This is a genomic window from Cupriavidus sp. C3SS-1, assembly GCF_057073755.1.
This window is the reverse complement of sequence record NZ_CP172699.1, coordinates 2,972,261-2,988,959: the sequence shown is the minus strand read 5'-3', so window position 1 is coordinate 2,988,959 and position 16,699 is coordinate 2,972,261. Positions and strand designations below refer to the sequence as shown.

The 16,699-nt window shown below is 67.3% G+C and carries 14 protein-coding genes; 4 read left to right on the top strand and 10 right to left on the bottom strand.

Going from position 1 to position 16,699, the window contains the following annotated elements; genetic code table 11:
• Positions 1–58 precede the first annotated feature (58 nt).
• From acuI to ACIGJC_RS13870, 3 genes are all read left to right on the top strand, one after another.
• On the top strand, positions 59–1,063 hold the full coding sequence (acuI, locus tag ACIGJC_RS13880) for an acrylyl-CoA reductase (NADPH) (RefSeq protein ID WP_483709489.1): 1,005 nt from the start codon (positions 59–61) through the stop codon (positions 1,061–1,063).
• A gap of 77 nt (positions 1,064–1,140) precedes the next feature.
• Positions 1,141–2,955 carry a M61 family metallopeptidase gene (locus ACIGJC_RS13875; protein WP_483711549.1) on the top strand — a complete coding sequence of 605 codons (1,815 nt, stop codon included), beginning with the start codon at positions 1,141–1,143 and terminating at the stop codon, positions 2,953–2,955.
• A 50-nt stretch (positions 2,956–3,005) separates the two neighbouring features.
• Positions 3,006–5,333: an FUSC family protein gene (locus ACIGJC_RS13870; RefSeq protein WP_483709488.1), complete on the top strand. Its 2,328-nt coding sequence runs from the start codon at positions 3,006–3,008 to the stop codon at positions 5,331–5,333.
• An 88-nt stretch (positions 5,334–5,421) separates the two neighbouring features.
• On the opposite strand, the gene ACIGJC_RS13865 is transcribed toward ACIGJC_RS13870, so the two are convergent.
• Positions 5,422–6,771 carry an ABC transporter ATP-binding protein gene (locus ACIGJC_RS13865; protein WP_483709487.1) on the bottom strand — a complete coding sequence of 450 codons (1,350 nt, stop codon included), beginning with the start codon at positions 6,769–6,771 and terminating at the stop codon, positions 5,422–5,424.
• Positions 6,772–6,778: 7 nt separating this feature from the next.
• Positions 6,779–8,530, bottom strand: a complete 1,752-nt coding sequence (locus ACIGJC_RS13860; protein WP_483711548.1) for an ABC transporter permease — start codon at positions 8,528–8,530, stop codon at positions 6,779–6,781.
• Positions 8,531–8,746: 216 nt separating this feature from the next.
• On the opposite strand from ACIGJC_RS13860, the gene ACIGJC_RS13855 reads away from it, so the two are divergent.
• Positions 8,747–9,019, top strand: a complete 273-nt coding sequence (locus ACIGJC_RS13855; RefSeq protein ID WP_483709485.1) for an acylphosphatase — start codon at positions 8,747–8,749, stop codon at positions 9,017–9,019.
• A 216-nt stretch (positions 9,020–9,235) separates the two neighbouring features.
• On the opposite strand, the gene ACIGJC_RS13850 is transcribed toward ACIGJC_RS13855, so the two are convergent.
• The 8 genes from ACIGJC_RS13850 to rpe form a co-directional block, all read right to left on the bottom strand.
• A complete protein-coding gene (locus ACIGJC_RS13850) occupies positions 9,236–10,006 on the bottom strand; it encodes a uracil-DNA glycosylase (RefSeq protein ID WP_483709483.1) in 771 nt (256 codons plus the stop codon).
• 40 nt (positions 10,007–10,046) lie between these two features.
• Complete coding sequence (locus ACIGJC_RS13845; protein WP_483709481.1) at positions 10,047–10,667, bottom strand: CYTH domain-containing protein; 621 nt, start codon at positions 10,665–10,667, stop codon at positions 10,047–10,049.
• A gap of 10 nt (positions 10,668–10,677) precedes the next feature.
• Complete coding sequence (trpC, locus tag ACIGJC_RS13840) at positions 10,678–11,481, bottom strand: indole-3-glycerol phosphate synthase TrpC (RefSeq protein ID WP_483709480.1); 804 nt, start codon at positions 11,479–11,481, stop codon at positions 10,678–10,680.
• Between the two features lie 108 nt (positions 11,482–11,589).
• Positions 11,590–12,618 (bottom strand): anthranilate phosphoribosyltransferase, encoded by a 1,029-nt coding sequence (gene trpD, locus ACIGJC_RS13835; RefSeq protein ID WP_483709478.1) that lies wholly within the window; start codon positions 12,616–12,618, stop codon positions 11,590–11,592.
• Positions 12,619–12,686: 68 nt separating this feature from the next.
• Positions 12,687–13,256 (bottom strand): aminodeoxychorismate/anthranilate synthase component II, encoded by a 570-nt coding sequence (locus tag ACIGJC_RS13830; protein WP_483709477.1) that lies wholly within the window; start codon positions 13,254–13,256, stop codon positions 12,687–12,689.
• A 26-nt stretch (positions 13,257–13,282) separates the two neighbouring features.
• Complete coding sequence (gene trpE, locus ACIGJC_RS13825; protein WP_483709476.1) at positions 13,283–14,800, bottom strand: anthranilate synthase component I; 1,518 nt, start codon at positions 14,798–14,800, stop codon at positions 13,283–13,285.
• A gap of 445 nt (positions 14,801–15,245) precedes the next feature.
• Positions 15,246–15,983, bottom strand: a complete 738-nt coding sequence (locus ACIGJC_RS13820) for a phosphoglycolate phosphatase (protein ID WP_483709474.1) — start codon at positions 15,981–15,983, stop codon at positions 15,246–15,248.
• Positions 15,980–16,681, bottom strand: a complete 702-nt coding sequence (rpe, locus tag ACIGJC_RS13815; RefSeq protein ID WP_483709473.1) for a ribulose-phosphate 3-epimerase — start codon at positions 16,679–16,681, stop codon at positions 15,980–15,982. The genes ACIGJC_RS13820 and rpe overlap by 4 nt, the downstream gene beginning before the upstream one ends.
• Positions 16,682–16,699: the final 18 nt, after the last annotated feature.

Genomic DNA, 16,699 nt, shown 5'->3' with positions numbered 1-16,699 from the left:
CTTCCCCGGATCCTCCCATCGAGACAGAGCGCCCGGCAGGGCGGAACAGGAGACTTCCATGACGTTCCAGGCATTGCTGCTGACCCAGGCCGACGGTGCGACCCAGGCCAATATCGCCACGCTGGATGAGGCACAGTTGCCCGCCGACGGCGACGTGCTGGTCGCGGTCGACTATTCCACGATCAACTTCAAGGACGGGCTGGCCATCACCGGAAAAGTGCCGGTGGTGCGCAAGTGGCCGATGGTAGCCGGCATCGACGGCGCCGGCACGGTGCTGGAGTCCTCGCATCCGCGCTGGAAGGCCGGTGACAAGGTCATCCTGAACGGCTATGGCGTCGGCGAGACGCACTGGGGTTGCCTGGCGCAGCGCGCGCGCCTGAAGGGCGACTGGCTGGTGCGCCTGCCCGATGCCTTCACCACGCGGCAGGCGATGGCGATCGGCACGGCAGGCTACACCGCGATGCTGTCGGTGCTCGGGCTGGAGCGTGGCGGTGTCAATGGACCGGTGCGTCCGGGGGATGGCGAGGTGCTGGTCACCGGCGCTTCCGGTGGCGTGGGCACGGTGGCGATCGCGATCCTCGGCAAGCTCGGCTATCGCGTGGTGGCTTCCACCGGCAAGCGCGACGAGGCCGATTTCCTCAAGGCGCTCGGCGCGGCGGAGGTGATCGATCGCGCGGAACTGTCCGCGCCGGGCAAGCCGCTGCAGAAGGAACGCTGGGCGGCGGTGGTGGATGCGGTCGGCTCGCACACGCTGGTCAACGCCTGCGCGCAGGTGCGCTACGGCGGTGTGGTCACGGCATGCGGGCTGGCGCAGGGCATGGATTTCCCTGCGTCCGTGGCGCCGTTCATCCTGCGCGGCGTGACGCTGGCCGGCATCGACAGCGTCATGGCGGCGATGGCCTTGCGCGAGCAGGCCTGGGCGCGGCTGGCGACGGACCTGGAGCCTGATCGCCTCAACGCGATCACGCGCGAGATCGGGCTGGGCGAGGCTGTCGAGGCCGGCCGCAGCATCGTCGAAGGCGGTCTGCGCGGACGCACAGTGGTCAACGTCAACCGCACCTGAGCGCGAACTGATCGCACGCGCCTGCGTGCGACAGCCTCGGCGGATCGCGCCGAATGACGAACGCTACAATCATGCCCATGACGCCGATCCGCTATGCCATCGCCCCGCTTCACCCCGAAGCACATCTCTTCGCCGTCACCGTCACGGTGACTTCGCCCGATCCCGCCGGCCAGCGCTTCTTCCTGCCGGCCTGGATTCCGGGCAGCTACATGGTCCGCGACTTTGCCCGCCATATCGTGCGCATCCGCGCCGATGCGGGCGGCAAGCCGGTGGCGCTGACCAAGCTCGACAAGCAGAGCTGGCAGGCTGCGCCGGTCGACGCAGCGGCCGGTGCCCTTACGCTGAGCTACGAAGTCTATGCCTGGGACCTGTCGGTGCGCGCCGCGCATCTCGACACCACCCACGGCTTCTTCAATGGCAGTTCGGTGTTCCTGTGCGTGGACGGGCAACAGGACCAGCCCTGCACCGTGGATATCCACGCACCCGCCGGCGATGCCTACCGCAACTGGCGCGTGGCCACCGCGATGCGCGAGGCCCCGGGCCGCGAGGGCGCGAAGCGCTATGGCTTCGGCCGCTACCAGGTCGCCGACTACGACGAACTGGTCGACCATCCAGTCGAAATGGGCGAGTTCCGGCTGGCCAGCTTCCGCGCATGCGGCGCCCAGCATGACGTGGTGTTCACGGGCCGCGTGCCGCAGCTCGACATCGAGCGCGTCTGCCGCGACCTCAAGCGCATCTGCGAAGCGCAGATCCGCCTGTTCGAACCGCGCAGCGCGCGCGCGCCGTTCCTCGACAGCAATCGCCGCTACGTCTTCATGACGATGGTGACCACGGACGGCTACGGTGGCCTCGAGCATCGCGCCAGCACCGCGCTGATGTGCGCGCGCTCGGACCTGCCGGTGCGCGGCGACAGCGAGACCAGCGAGGGCTACCGCACCTTCCTGGGCCTGTGCAGCCACGAGTATTTCCACACCTGGAACGTCAAGCGCATCAAGCCCGCCGCGTTCGTGCCGTACCGGCTGCAGGAGGAAACCTACACGCCGCTGCTGTGGCTGTTCGAGGGCTTCACCAGCTACTACGACGATCTGGTGCTGGTGCGCTCGGGCTGCGTGACCGACACGCAGTACGTCGAGATGCTTGCCAAGACCTGGAACGGCGTGCTGCGCGGCAATGGCCGCACCAAGCAGAGCGTGGCCGATAGCTCGTTCGATGCGTGGACCAAGTATTACCGTCAGGACGAGAACGCACCGAATGCCATCGTCAGCTATTACACCAAGGGTTCGCTGGTAGCGCTGACGCTGGACCTGACCATCCGCGACAAGACCGGCGGCCGGCGCTCGCTCGATGACGTGATGCGCGCACTGTGGCAGCGCTACGGGCGCGATTTCTATGCGCCGGAGGCGGTGCAGCGTGGTGTCACCGAGGCCGAGGTCCACGCGCTGTTCGACGAGGTCACGGGCCTGCGCCTGGGGCCGCTGCTGCGCTCGCTGACCGAAGGCACCGGCGAACTGCCGCTGGCGCCGCTGTTCAGGCGCTTCGGCGTCAAGGCCGAGACGCCGAAGGCGAGCCGCACCGCGGCGCTCGGCATCAAGACCAAGACCGACGATGGCTGGGTGCGCGTGACGCAGGTGCTCGACGGCGGCGCGGCGCAGGCCGGCGGCGTGTCCGCGGGCGATTTGCTGGCCGCGGTCGACGGCCTGCGCGTCGCGCCCGGCCAGCTCGACAAGCTGCTGGCGCGCTACCGTGCCACGGACCCGGTCACGCTGCATGTGTTCCGGCGCGACGAGCTGCTGGTGCTGCCGCTGACGCTCGCGCGCGAGCCCGCGACGCAGCACAAGCTGAGCCTGGAAGGCGGGCGCCACGCCGCGCGCACGCGCTGGCTGGGCCGCTGAAGTCCGCGTTCCCGATCGCCTCTCCGTCAGCCTGACCCAGCCACGCGTCCATGCAATACGCGCACGACCCCCGCACCTTCGTCTATTCGCACTATGTCTACCGTGGCCTGCGTTCGGCCACGGGCGTGATCGGCGCCACGCTGATCGCCCTGCAGTTCGCCGACCTGCCTACCGCGATGGTGGTGTCGATGGGTGCGCTGTGCACCAGCCTGATGGACCTGCCCAGCCCGCTGAACCACAAGTTCAACGAGATGCTGGCCAGCGTGCTGCTGTGCGGCGCCGTCACGCTGCTGGTGGCGCTGACCACGCCGTTTCCGCGCGTGATGCCGTTCGTGCTGGTGCTGGTTACCTTCATGGCCGGCATGATGACGGTGTACGGCAACAAGACGCTGCCGCTGCAGTTCTCCACGCTGTTCGTGATGACGCTGACCATCAACGAGGACTTCGTGGTGCGCCGCGCGCTGGAGCATACGGCGCTGTTCGTCGTCGGCGCGGTGGCCTACCTGGCGTACGCCATGCTCGTGAGCTGGGTCAACGAGCGCCGGACCAAGCAGCAGATCCTGGCCGAGTCGCTGTACGAGATGGCCAGCTATCTGGAGGTCAAGGCCCGCTTCTACGACGCCGGCAACGACTACGAGGCGCAGTTCAACCAGCTGGTGCGCCAGCAGATCGTCGTGGCCGAGCGCCAGCAGGCCGCGCGCGACCTGGTGCTGCGCGGCAACCGCACGCCGCACGACGGGCTGCTGGTGCAGGTGCACCTGCGCATGCTGGACCTGTACGAGTACATCCTTTCGACCAACACCGACTATCCGCTGCTGCGCCGGACCTTCGGCAGCACGCCGGTGCTGGACCACCTGCGCAAGCTGGTGATGCTGATGTGCGAGGACGTGGAGGAAATCGCCTACGAGGTCACGCGCGGGCGCCCGTCCTATGCCGCGGTGGATTATCGCGAGGGACTGCACGCGGTCGAGGCCGAGATTGCCCAGCTGCGCCACCACCATATCCCGCCCGCAGCCATGACGGCGCTGGTGGATACCCTGGACATGATCCGTGGCGCCATCACGCTGGTCGGGCAGCTGCACGAGGCGTCGCGCACGCCCGTTGAGCCTGCGAAGGTGCTGCCTGGCGCGGACATGACGCCGTTCCTCACGCGCCAGAAATACGAACTCGGCGTGCTGCGCGACAACCTCAGGTGGCGCGCGCCCGCGTTCCGCTTCGCGCTGCGCATCTCGATGGCGGTGGCGCTCGGCCTGTGGATCGCGGACCACGTGCCGTACGCCTCGCACGGCTACTGGATCCTGCTGACCATCATCGTCATCCTGAAGCCCAACTTCAGCATGACCAAGCAGCGCTACAACGACCGCGTGATCGGCACGCTGATCGGCTGCATCATCTCGGTGGGCATCCTGAAGGTGTTCCACGAGCCGCTGATCCTGCTCGGTTTCCTGTTCCTGGCGCTGGTGGCCAGCGCGGCGTTCGTCACCATCAAGTACCGCTATACGGCCATCGCGGCGTGCGTGCAGGTGCTTATCCAGATCAACCTGCTGATGCCGAGCACGCAGAATGCCGCGGGCGAGCGGCTGGTGGATACGGTGATCGGCGGCATCATTGCCTCGCTGTTCAGCTTTGTGCTGCCAAGCTGGGAATATCGCGCCATTCCCAAGCTGGTGGAGAACGTGCTGCAGGCCAACCGCCGCTACATCGTCGCCACACGGGACCTGCTGCTGCGCCGGGCCAAGGACGACTTTGCCTACCGCGTGCAGCGCAAGCAGTTCATGGATGCGCTGTCGGCACTGATCGGCTCGTTCCAGCGCATGCTCGACGAGCCCAAGAGCCGGCACCGTGCCGTGGACAACCTGAACCGCTTCATCGTGCAGAACTACCTGGTGGCGGCGCATGTGGCGGCGGCGCGTATCCAGGTACGGCAGCACTACGAAGAACTCGATATTCCCGCGGCGGAAGCCGCGATCGAACAGGCGACGGAGGCAGCCAGCCGCAGCCTGCAGCTGGCCGTCGAACGGCTGGCGGCGGACGACCGCACGGGTAGCCGCGGCGCCGGCTTTATCCGCGCCGCCGAGCCGGTGGCCAGTGCCGCCGGCGCGTCGCTGGAAGACTCGCTGCCGGAAGGGCCGCCGCCCGAACACGCCGATGACCGGCGTGCGCGGCTGGCCGATTCCGCCGACCGGCGCCGCGCCGATGAGCTCGCGCATGCCGCGACGGCAAGGGAGTCCGTCCACGAAGCCGGCCCGACGGCCAGCTCCACGGGGCGCCCCGCCAACGCGGTGCTCGAACGCCGGCTACGCGCGCTGCGCGAGGATGCCGCCAAGATCGCGCTGCGCACGGGCGCGATCGGACGGGCGATGCGGATGCGGGACTGACCGGGGCGCAGGAGCTGGTGCACCGCTGGTTTTCTCCCCTCTCCCATAAATGGGAGAGGGGAGCATTGGCCTCGGCAAGCTTGGGGCTCTATGCCCCCGCCTGTCCCGTTTCCTCCTGCTCCTCCCTCGGCAACGTCAGCATCCCGCTGTTATAGCTGTACTCATACACCTCGCCATGGCGCCCCCAGTCGATCGCCACGGACAGCACGCGCTCCGCTTCCTCGGGCTTGAGGAACGCTTCCAGCTCGCGCAGCACCTGCTCTTCGCCGACTTCGCCGTCTTCCGACGCTTCCAGTTCGCGCCGGATATGCGTGGCCAGTGCGACATGCCCCAGCAATTGCCGGCCGAACATGGCCTTGCGCTCGTTCGGCTCGGCCGCGTAGTATTCGCGGCCGGTCCCGGTGGTGGTGATGTCGCCGCGCTCGATATGCGCGAGCTGCAACAGTTGCAAGGCTTCGCAGGCCGGCAGCAGGTCGTCGTCGGTCAGCCCGGCCTCGTCGGCCAGGTGCGGCAGGTCCGCGCGGCCATTGAACGGGGGTTCCGACAGCAGGTCCAGGATGGCGTCCATCTGGCTGATGTCCACGTCCGGCAGCCGGTAGCCGATCTGGCGCGAGGGCGCCAGTGCCGGCACGCGCGGCTCGGGCGCCGCGGGCGAGGTCATCAGCATGTAGACCTCGTCGATCAGCGCGCGCACCTGGGCGGCGTCGCGGTTGCGCGGTCGCGGGAACGGCACGCGCACTTCGGCGCGGATGCGGCCCGGATCGCTCGACAGGATGACGATGCGGTCGGCCATCATCACCGCTTCCTCGATATTGTGCGAAACGATCAGGATGCTGCGGATATTGGCGCGGCCGCTCTCCCACAGGTCCAGCATTTCGTCGCGCAGGGTTTCGCCGGTGAGCACGTCGAGCGCGGAAAACGCCTCGTCCATCAGCAGCAGGTCGGGCTGCGTCACGAGCGCGCGCGCGATGCCTACGCGCTGGCGCATGCCGCCGGACAGCTCGCGCGGCAGCGCGCCATTGAAGCCGGACAGCCCGATCATGTCGATGGCCGCTTCCGCGCGGCGCGCGCGCTCGGCCTTGGCCACGCCCTGGGCTTCGAGCCCGAGTTCCACGTTCTGCTGCACCGTGAGCCACGGGAACAGCGCGAACGACTGGAAGACCATGGCGATGCCTTCGGCCGTGCCGTTCAGGCGGCTGCCGCGGAACTGCACGTCGCCGCGGTCGGCGCCGACCAGCCCGGCCATGATGCGCAACAGCGTCGACTTGCCCGAGCCCGATTTGCCGAGCATGGCCACGATTTCGCCTTCGCGCAGCGTCAGGTCGACGCCTTCCAGCACGGCGCGGTCGCTGCGGCTGGCGGTACGGAACATCTTGGAGACGCCGCGCAGTTCGATCACGGCCGGTGCCGTGACGGCGGGGTTCTGGTTTTCTGCCATCGTTGCCTTACAAGCGGGTGCGCTCCTGCGCGAGTTGATACAGGCGGTTCCACAGCAGCCGGTTGAAGCCGACCACGAACAGCGCCATCACGCCGATGCCCAGCGCGATGCGCGGGAAATCGCCGCGCGCGGTGGTTTCGGCGATATAGCTGCCAAGCCCCGTGGCGACCAGCGTGCGGTCGCCCCAGGTCACATATTCCGCCACGATGCTGGCATTCCACGAACCGCCGGCCGCCGTCACCAGCCCGGTCAGCAGGCTCGGGAACACCGCGGGGATGAGGAAGCGCTTCCACAGCAGCCAGCCGCGCAGGCCGAAATTGCGCGCCGCCAGCTTCAGTTCGGTCGGGATGCCCGAGGCGCCGGCCACCACATTGAACAGGATGTACCACTGCGTGCCGAAGATCAGCAGCGGGCTGAGCCAGATTTCCGGATTCAGGCCAAAGCGCACGATCAGCATGACCACCAGCGGGAACATCAGGTTGGCGGGGAAGGCCGCCAGGAACTGCGCCACGGGCTGCGCAATGCGGGCCACCGACGGGTTCAGGCCGATACGGATGCCGATCGGCACCCAGATTACCGCCGCCAGCGCGATCAGCAGGATCACCCGCACCATGGTCAGCGTGCCCAGCCACACCACATGGGCGACCTCGGCCAGGCCCACTTCGCTGTGCACGAAGTACATCACGCGGCCCAGCGCGGCCAGCGCCACCAGCAGGATCACGGCATTGCCGGCGCGCTCGCGCCATTGCGCGCGGCGCGGATCGGGTTCGGCGGGCGCCTCGCGCTGCCGGCGCGCGCCCCAGGCCAGCGTGCGCTCGGCCAGCGCCGCGGTGCGAACCAGCAAGGCCCGCACCCATTCCGAGCGGCGCAGCAGGTCCAGCAGCCACGACTCGGGCTCCTTGTCCTGGGCCAGCGTCTCGAAGCGGAAGCGGTCGGCCCATGCCACCAGCGGGCGGAACAGCAGTTGGTCATACACCAGGATGCCGACCAGCATGGCCACGATGGCCCAGCCGATTGCGGCCAGGTCCTGCTGCTGGATGGCCAGCGCGATATAGGAGCCGATCCCTGGCAGCCGGATGTCGTGGCCGGACACCGAGATGGCTTCCGACGCCACCACGAAGAACCAGCCGCCGGACATCGACATCATCATGTTCCACAGCAGGCCCGGCATGGCGAACGGCACTTCCAGCCGCCAGAAGCGCTGCCACGGCGACAGGCGGAACATGGCCGCCGCCTCGAGCAGGTCGCCGGGGATGGTGCGAAACGACTGATACAGGCTGAAGGCCATGTTCCAGGCCTGCGAGGTGAAGATCGCAAAGATCGCCGCGCACTCCACGCCGATCAGGTTGCCCGGGAACAGCGCGATGAAGCCGGTCACCGTGATCGAGAGGAAGCCTAGCACCGGGATCGATTGCAGGATATCCAGCGCGGGCACCAGCACCTTCTCGGCCGTGCGATTCTTCGACGCCAGCGCCGCGAAGCCGAGCGAGAACACCAGCGACGCCGCCAGGGCGGCCAGCATGCGGATGCTGGTGCGCATCAGGTAGTAGGGCAGGTAGGCGATGTCGAGGTGCACCGTCATCGGCTCGCCGGGCACGAACGGCACATTCATCTGCTGTGCGGCGAACGCCACCATGACGATGATCGCCAGGAGGATCGGCAGCAGCGCGAAGTCGAAGCGGTTGGGCGGCGCGGTCAGCAGCTGGCTGTCATAGCCGGGTGCGGGCGTGGCCGGGTTGTCGTTGGCGGATTGCTGCATCATGGCGCTTGGTGGGCTGGCGCAGCCGGCATGGCGGTGACCGGCGCGGAAGGGGCGGCCCATGGAAGGGACCTGGCTGATGGCTGGGTGCCGGCAGCATCACGTCTTGCGGCGTGCATTCTCTGGTAACGCCTGGGACAGCCGTCTAGTTTACGTCTTGTGGATGACATGCCGGTGTAGCGGGGCCGCCGGCACGCGGTCAAGGAGGAAGATGCCATGGAAACCTGGCACATGACGGCGCATGGGCGCGTGCAGGGCGTGGGCTACCGCGCGGGCTGCGCGCAGGCGGCCATTTCGCTGGGGCTCAAGGGCTGGGTGCGCAACCGGACCGACGGCACCGTCGAAGTCATGGCCGCCGGCACGGTGTTGCAACTGGAGGCGCTGCGCGACTGGATGGAGGCTGGTCCGCCGGCCTCGCAGGTCACGCGCGTTGACGTGGAGCCGGGGCAGGGAAGGTTCGAGGATTTTGATCTGCGGCCGACGGTTTAGGCACGGCTTGCCGCGGCGGTTTATCGATGCTGAGCGCGTCTTTCATCGGGCTCGTCCGGCAGGGAACGCCTGGCCGGTGACGGCGCGGCATCGGCCACTGGCCCCGCGCGCGTGTCCAGGAACACGCGTGGCGATATCTTCAGCTTATGATGCATCGCGAAGAGTTCGGATGATGCGCATATGAGCCGAATTGAGCCTGTCAGGAAGATGCGGCGCTCAGGCCGTCAGCCAGTCGATCGGCGCACGCCCGTGCGCTTCCAGCCAGCGATTGGCTTCGCGGAAATGCCCGCAGCCCAAAAAGCCGCGGTGCGCCGATAGCGGCGACGGGTGCGGGGCTTCGAGCACGCAGTGGCTGCCCGTCAGCAGTGGCTTCTTGGCCTGCGCGTGGCTTCCCCACAGCAGGAACACGAGGTTCGGACGGCTTTCGGCCAGCGCATGGATCAGGCAGTCTGTCACCGCTTCCCAGCCGCGCCGCGCATGGCTGGCGGCCTGGCCCTGCTCCACGGTCAGCACGGTGTTCAGCAGCAGCACGCCCTGGCGTGCCCAGCCTTCCAGATTGCCGGACGCGCGCGGCGCCGGGCTGTCGCCATATTCGGCCGCGATTTCCTTGAAGATATTGCGCAGGCTCGGCGGCACCTTCACGCCATCCGGTACCGAGAAGGCCAGGCCATGCGCCTGTGGCAGTTCCACGCCGCCGACTACGCCGGTGCCGTGGTACGGGTCCTGCCCAAGGATGACGACCTTGACCGCTTCGGGCGGCGTCAGGTGCAGCGCATGGAAGACCTCGTGCGGAAAGACCGGCTTGCCGGCCGAGCGCTCGCCGTCGACGAAGCCGGCCAGTTCCTGCCACGCCGGTGCGGTCAGGCATGGCGCCAGCAAATCGCGCCAGGCAGCAGGCAGGGCGTCAGCCTGGGCTTGCAGCCCGGCGGTGGCAGCGGCACGCGGCGTTGCGGTGTCGGTCTCTGGGGCGAACAGATCAGCTTGCATGCGTACGGAGGGAGGCGGAATCGCAGTGAGTCGGAAAGTATCAGGCGTTGGCGACACCGGCCAGCCGGTAGCCGCGCGCGGCCTTGCTGAGATCGGACGGCGTCAGCGCGGCAATGGCTTGCAGGCGTGCGCCCAATGCGCGCAGCGCGTCGGCGGCCCGGCTTTCATCGCCTGACAGCCATTCCAGCTCCAGTTCCTGGATGCGTTCCTGCGCGTGCGTGGCCGGTGCGGTGATGGCGCCGCTGTCGAGCGCGGCCTCGATCCGTGCGCCGTCCTGTTCCACGATCCAGGTACGGCGCGCAAAGTCGGTGCGAAAGACTGGTGCAAGGCGATCGGCCAGGGGTACCAGCAGCGCCCGCGCTTCGTCCGGCAGCCGCTGCAGCTCGATGGCCTCGCCCGCCACCTCGGTTTCCCACTCGTGCCGGCTGGCCAGGCCCGCCTGGCTCTGCCCCGCGGTCTTCAGCGTCTGCAGCCACTGGGCGCCCTTGCGGCGCAGGCGCAGCGCGGCGCGCGCGCGGGCCAGGTCGCGTTCGGGCGTGTCGAGGTAGACGTTCAGCAGCGTGAGCTCGCCCTTCGCCTCGCCATTGGCGTCGAGCCAGGCAGCCACAGGGGCCAGACTGGCGTCAGGTACTGCAAGCTTGAGTTCGATTTCCTGTGCCATTGCCGCTGGCTTACGCGAACAGCCGCGCCAGTTCGACGCCCGGGTCCGGCGCGCGCATGAACGCTTCGCCGACCAGGAAGGCGTGGACATCGGCATCGCGCATGCGCTTCACGTCGTCCGGACCGAGGATGCCCGATTCCGTTACCACGAGGCGATCCGCGGGCATGCGCGGCAGCAATTCCAGCGTGTTGTCGAGCGAGACTTCGAAGGTGCGCAGGTTGCGGTTGTTCACGCCGAGCAGCGGCGTCTTCAGGCGCAGCGCGCGGTCAAGTTCGTCGCCGCCGTGGACTTCCACCAGCACGTCCATGCCAAGCTCGTGCGCGCACGCCTCCAGTTCGGCCATCAGGCCCGGGTCCAGTGCCGAGACAATCAGCAGGATGCAGTCCGCGCCCCAGGTGCGCGCTTCATAGACCTGGTACAGGTCGAGCATGAAGTCCTTGCGCAGCGCTGGCAGCGGGCAGGCGCCGCGCGCGCGTTTCAGGTAGTCTGCGTGGCCCTGGAAGAAATTCACGTCTGTCAGCACCGACAGGCAGGCGGCGCCGTGGCTGGCGTAGCTCTCGGCAATCGCCTCGGGCACGAAGTTCTCGCGCAGCACGCCCTTGGACGGCGAGGCCTTCTTGACCTCGGCGATCACGCCGGCGTGGCCGGCGGCGATCTTCTCGCGCAGCGCGCGTTCGAAGCCGCGCGGGGCGAAGCCGGCTTCGTGGCGCAGGCTCTCGGCCTCGGCGCGCAGGCTGGGCAGGTCGCGCTTCTTGCGGGCAGCAGCGACTTCGTCGGCCTTGACGGCCATGATCTTTTGCAGGATGTCGGACATATGTAACTCTCGCTCCGTCGCTCCCGCGAAAGCGGGAGTCCAGTGACTTTTGCTCTGTGGCCAAAGCAAAAGTCACTGGGTCCCCGCTTTCGCGGGGACGACAGGCGCTTACTTGAACTGCTGCGTGGCACGCACGAAGTGGTCGAGCTTCTCGCGCGCGGCACCGCTGGCGATGGCTTCGCGCGCGCGGCGGATGCCGTCTTCGATGGAGTCGGCCACATTGGCGGCATACAGGGCCGTGCCCGCGTTGAGCGAGACGATCTCGCGCGGCGTGCCGGGCACGTTGCGGAGCGCTTCCAGCAGCATCTCCTTGGACTCGATCGCGTCGGCCACCTTCAGGCCACGGTTTGAAACCATCGACAGGCCGAAGTCTTCCGGATGGATCTCGTACTCGCGCACTTCGCCGTCCTTCAGTTCGCCGACCAGCGTGGCGGCGCCAAGCGATACTTCATCCATGCCGTCCTTGCCGTAGACCACCAGCGCGTGCTTCGCGCCGAGGCGCTGCATCACGCGCACCTGGATGCCGACGAGATCCGGGTGGAACACGCCCATCAGGATATTCGGCGCGTCGGCCGGGTTGGTCAGCGGGCCGAGGATATTGAAGATGGTGCGCACGCCCATTTCCTTGCGGATCGGCGCCACGTTCTTCATGGCCGGGTGATGGGTCGGGGCAAACATGAAACCGATGCCGGTCTGCGCGATGCACTCGCCGACCTGTTCCGACGTCAGCATGATGTTCACGCCGAGCGCTTCCAGCACGTCGGCGCTGCCCGACTTGGAACTCACGCCGCGGTTGCCGTGCTTGGCGATCTTCGCGCCGGCAGCGGCCGCGACGAACATCGAGGCCGTCGAGATATTGAACGTATGCGAACCGTCGCCGCCGGTGCCGACGATATCGACGAAATTCTCGCGGTCCGCCACGTCGACCTTGTTGGCGAATTCGCGCATCACCTGCGCGGCGGCCGAGATCTCGCCGATGGTTTCCTTCTTCACGCGCAGGCCGGTCAGGATCGCCGCGGCCATCACCGGCGAGATCTGCGCCTGCATGATCTGGCGCATCAGGTGCAGCATCTCGTCGTGGAAGATCTCGCGGTGTTCGATGCAGCGGGTCAGCGCTTCCTGGGCGGTGATGGTCATGGCGGTCTCGGTCGTTGTTGTGGCGCTCGGCGCGATGGAAACGGACGGCGTTGGGGTGTCGAGCAGCCTCATCGCGTCGTCTTCACGAAGTTGGCCAGGAGCGCATGGCCATGCTCGGAAAGAATCGACTCGGGATGGAACTGCACGCCCTCGACGGCCAGCGTCTTGTGGCGCACGCCCATGATTTCGCCGTCAGGCGTCCAGGCGGTCACTTCCAGGCAATCGGGCAGGGTTTCGCGCTCGATCGCCAGCGAATGATAGCGCGTCACGTCGAAGTGTTTTGGCAGGCCGGCGAACACGCCTTCCTGGGTGGTCTCGATGGTGCTGACCTTGCCGTGCATGACCTGCTTGGCGCGGATCACCTTGCCGCCGAAGGCCTCGCCGATTGCCTGGTGGCCCAGGCACACGCCGAGCAGCGGCACCTTGCCCGCGAAGTGCTGCAGCACGGCCACCGAGATGCCGGCTTCCTTCGGGCTGCACGGGCCGGGCGACACGCAGATGTGGTCGGGCCTGAGCGCCTCGATCTCTTCGAGCGTGATTTCGTCGTTGCGATAGGTGCGCACGTCCTCGCCGAGTTCGCCGAAGTACTGCACCAGGTTGTAGGTAAACGAATCGTAGTTGTCGATCATCAGCAGCATGGCTATGTCTCCCAATCTTTCTCGGTTCAGATATCGGAGTCCAGGCCATCCTGGACCTGCTCGGCGGCGCGGATCACGGCGCGCGCCTTGGCTTCGGTTTCCCTCCATTCGGCTTCGGGGTCCGAATCGGCAACGATGCCGGCCGCGGCCTGCACATAGAGGTTGCCGTCCTTGACGATGCCCGTGCGGATGGCGATCGCCAGGTCCATCTCGCCGCCGAACGACAGGTAGCCCACCGCGCCGCCGTAGATGCCGCGCTTGCGCGGCTCCAGTTCGTCGATGATTTCCATCGCGCGCACCTTGGGCGCGCCCGACAGCGTGCCGGCAGGGAAGGTCGCGCGCAGCACGTCCAGGTTGCTCATGCCGGGGCGCAGGGTGCCTTCGACCGAACTGACGATGTGCTGCACGTGCGAGTACTTCTCGATCACCATCTTGTCGGTGACCTTGACCGTGCCGGTTTCGGCAATGCGGCCGATATCGTTGCGCGCCAGGTCGATCAGCATCACGTGCTCGGCGATCTCCTTCGGGTCGTTGAGCAGTTCGGTGGCGAGCTGGGCGTCTTTCTCGGGCGTATTGCCGCGCGGGCGCGTGCCGGCCAGCGGGCGGATGGTGACGATATGCTCGTTGCGGGTATCGCCGTTGGTGCCGACCTTGCGGGATTCCTGGCGCACCAGGATCTCCGGCGAGGCGCCCACGATCTGGAAATCGCCGAAGTTGTAGAAATACATATACGGCGATGGGTTCAGCGAACGCAGCGCGCGGTACAGCGACAGCGGCGCGTCGCGGTACGGCTTGGTCAGGCGCTGGCCGATCTGCACCTGCATCATGTCGCCGGCCATGATGTATTCCTTGGCCTTGTGCACGGCGGCGAGGTAATCGGCCTTGTCGAATTCGCGGTAGACATCGGTCTGCACGGACGGGCTCGTCACCGGCACGTCGACCGGCTGGCGCAGCTTCATGCGCAGCTCGCGCAAGCGCTGGCGCGCGCGCGGGTAGGCCTCTGGCGTGGTCGGGTCGGCGTAGACGATCAGGTAGAGCTTGCCCGACAGGTTGTCAATGACCGCCAGTTCCTCGCACAGCAGCAGCTGGATGTCGGGCAGGCCAAGGTCATCGTCCTTCTTCGTGTCGGCCAGCTTCTTCTCGATATAGCGCACCGCGTCGTAGCCGAAGTAGCCCGCCAGGCCGCCGCAGAAGCGCGGCAGGCCGGGGCGCAGCGCCACCTTGAAGCGGCTTTCGAACTCGGCGATGAAATCCAGCGGGTTGCCTTCGTGGGTCTCCACCACCTTGCCGTCGGTCACGACCTCGGCGCGGTTGCCGTAGGAGCGCAGCAGCGTGCGGGCATGCAGGCCGATAAACGAATAGCGTCCGAAGCGTTCGCCCCCAACTACCGATTCCAGCAGGAAGGTGTTGACGCCGCGCGTCTGCGACTGGGCCAGCTTCAGGTACAGCGACAGCGGCGTTTCCAGGTCGGCAAAGGCCTCGGCGATCAGCGGGATGCGGTTGTAGCCCTGGTCGGCCAGCGATTTGAATTCCAGTTCGGTCATGTCGATCCTCGTTTGCGGCGCGCGGCGTTATCAGGGTGGCGCGGCGCCGCGGTGTCGGCAATTCGGGCGGGAGACGGCACAAGGCCAGCTCCGGATAGGGAACCGTGGTGCGGGAAGACTGCGGACAAGACCGCACACGGCCGGGGCGGCGTGTGGCGCGTTCTTGAGCTAAACGTAGCACATGGGGCTACGCTTGCTGGCGGGGAGTGAAGAGGGATCCTGGTAAGGATGCCGGCACCCGGGCCGGTTGCGAAGAGCCTTCGGTACGAAGGCCTTCAGCGGACTCGCGAACGCACTTTACGCCTGTTGGGAGGCGCGCCAGCGACGCCAGGGCCAAGCCTGCCGATCACTGCCAGAAGAAATGCGTTTGCGGTTGAAGAACATTGAGGTGTTCAGGGCTATGAAAGTCTGATTGCCAGGCGCCGCCGGCTTGAAGTACCGGATATCAGCGCGTTTCGTGTGCAGAAAGAAGCTCTGCCACGCGGGCAATGGAATCGACTATACCATCGGCGTCGACGGCTTGTACAGGGTTGCCATGGTTGTAGCCGTAGGGCATCAGCAGCACGCCCATGCCCGCCGCGCGGGCTGCCTGCGCGTCGTTTTCCGAGTCGCCGATCACCAGCATGGCCGACGGATCGAGGTGGAAAATCTCGGCCACCTTGATTAGCGGGTACGGGTCGGGCTTGCGCAGCGGGAACGCGTCGCCGCCGTAGACCAGCTCAAAATACTTCGCGAGGCCGGTCTTGGCCAGCAGCGGCTCGGTGAAGCTGTAAGGCTTGTTGGTCACGCAGGCCATGCGCAGCCCGGCCGCCTTCAGCGCCGCCAGCCCCTCGCGCACGCCCGGGTAGACCTGCGAGAACTGGCCGTTGATGCGGATGTACTCGCGGTCGTAGAGCGCATAGGCCTCGGCGAACAGGCCGTTGGCGTGCAGCGGGGCAAAGCGTGCATCGAGCACGCGCCGGATCAGGTTTTCCGACCCCTTGCCGACGAAGCTGACGATGTCCCGTTCGGACATCGGCGCCACCGGCCCCAGGTTGGGGTGCAGGCGCGCCAGCGCGAGCAGCATGGCGTTGATCGAGGCGTGGAAATCGCCCGCGGTGTCGACCATGGTGCCGTCCAGGTCGACGATCACGCCTTCGATGCCGCCCCAGTCGGTGCGGCGCAGCGTCATGCCCGCGCTCATTGGCCGGCCTTGGCCAGCTCGGCGCGCAGCGCGGAAATGATGCCGCGGTAGCCGCCGTCCGCATCGGGCTTGCCGAACACGGCCGAGCCGGCCACGAAGGTGTCGGCGCCGGCGGCGGCGATCTCCGCGATGTTGTCGACCTTCACGCCGCCATCCACCTCCAGCAGGATCTTGCGGCCGGTGCGCGCGGTGTAGGCGTCGATGCGCTGGCGCACCGCGCGCAGCTTGTTCAGCGTCTCGGGGATGAACGACTGGCCGCCGAAGCCCGGGTTGACGGACATCAGCAGGATCACGTCGAGGCGGTCCATCACGTGGTCCAGGTGGTGCAGCGGCGTGGCCGGGTTGAACACCAGGCCGGCCTGGCAGCCGTTGTCGCGGATCAGTGCAAGCGAGCGGTCCACGTGCTCGCTGGCTTCCGGGTGAAAGGTGATGATATTGGCACCGGCCTTGGCGAAGTCCGGGATGATGCGGTCCACCGGGCGCACCATCAGGTGCACGTCGATCGGAGCGGTCACGTGCGGGCGGATGGCCTCGCATACCAGCGGGCCCACCGTCAGGTTCGGGACGTAGTGGTTGTCCATCACGTCGAAGTGGATCCAGTCTGCGCCGGCCTCGGTCACGCGGCGGACTTCCTCGCCCAGGCGGGCAAAGTCGGCGGACAGGATGGACGGGGCGATGCGGAAGGTGGGCGTGCTCATGGCGGCGGGCAAAAAAAT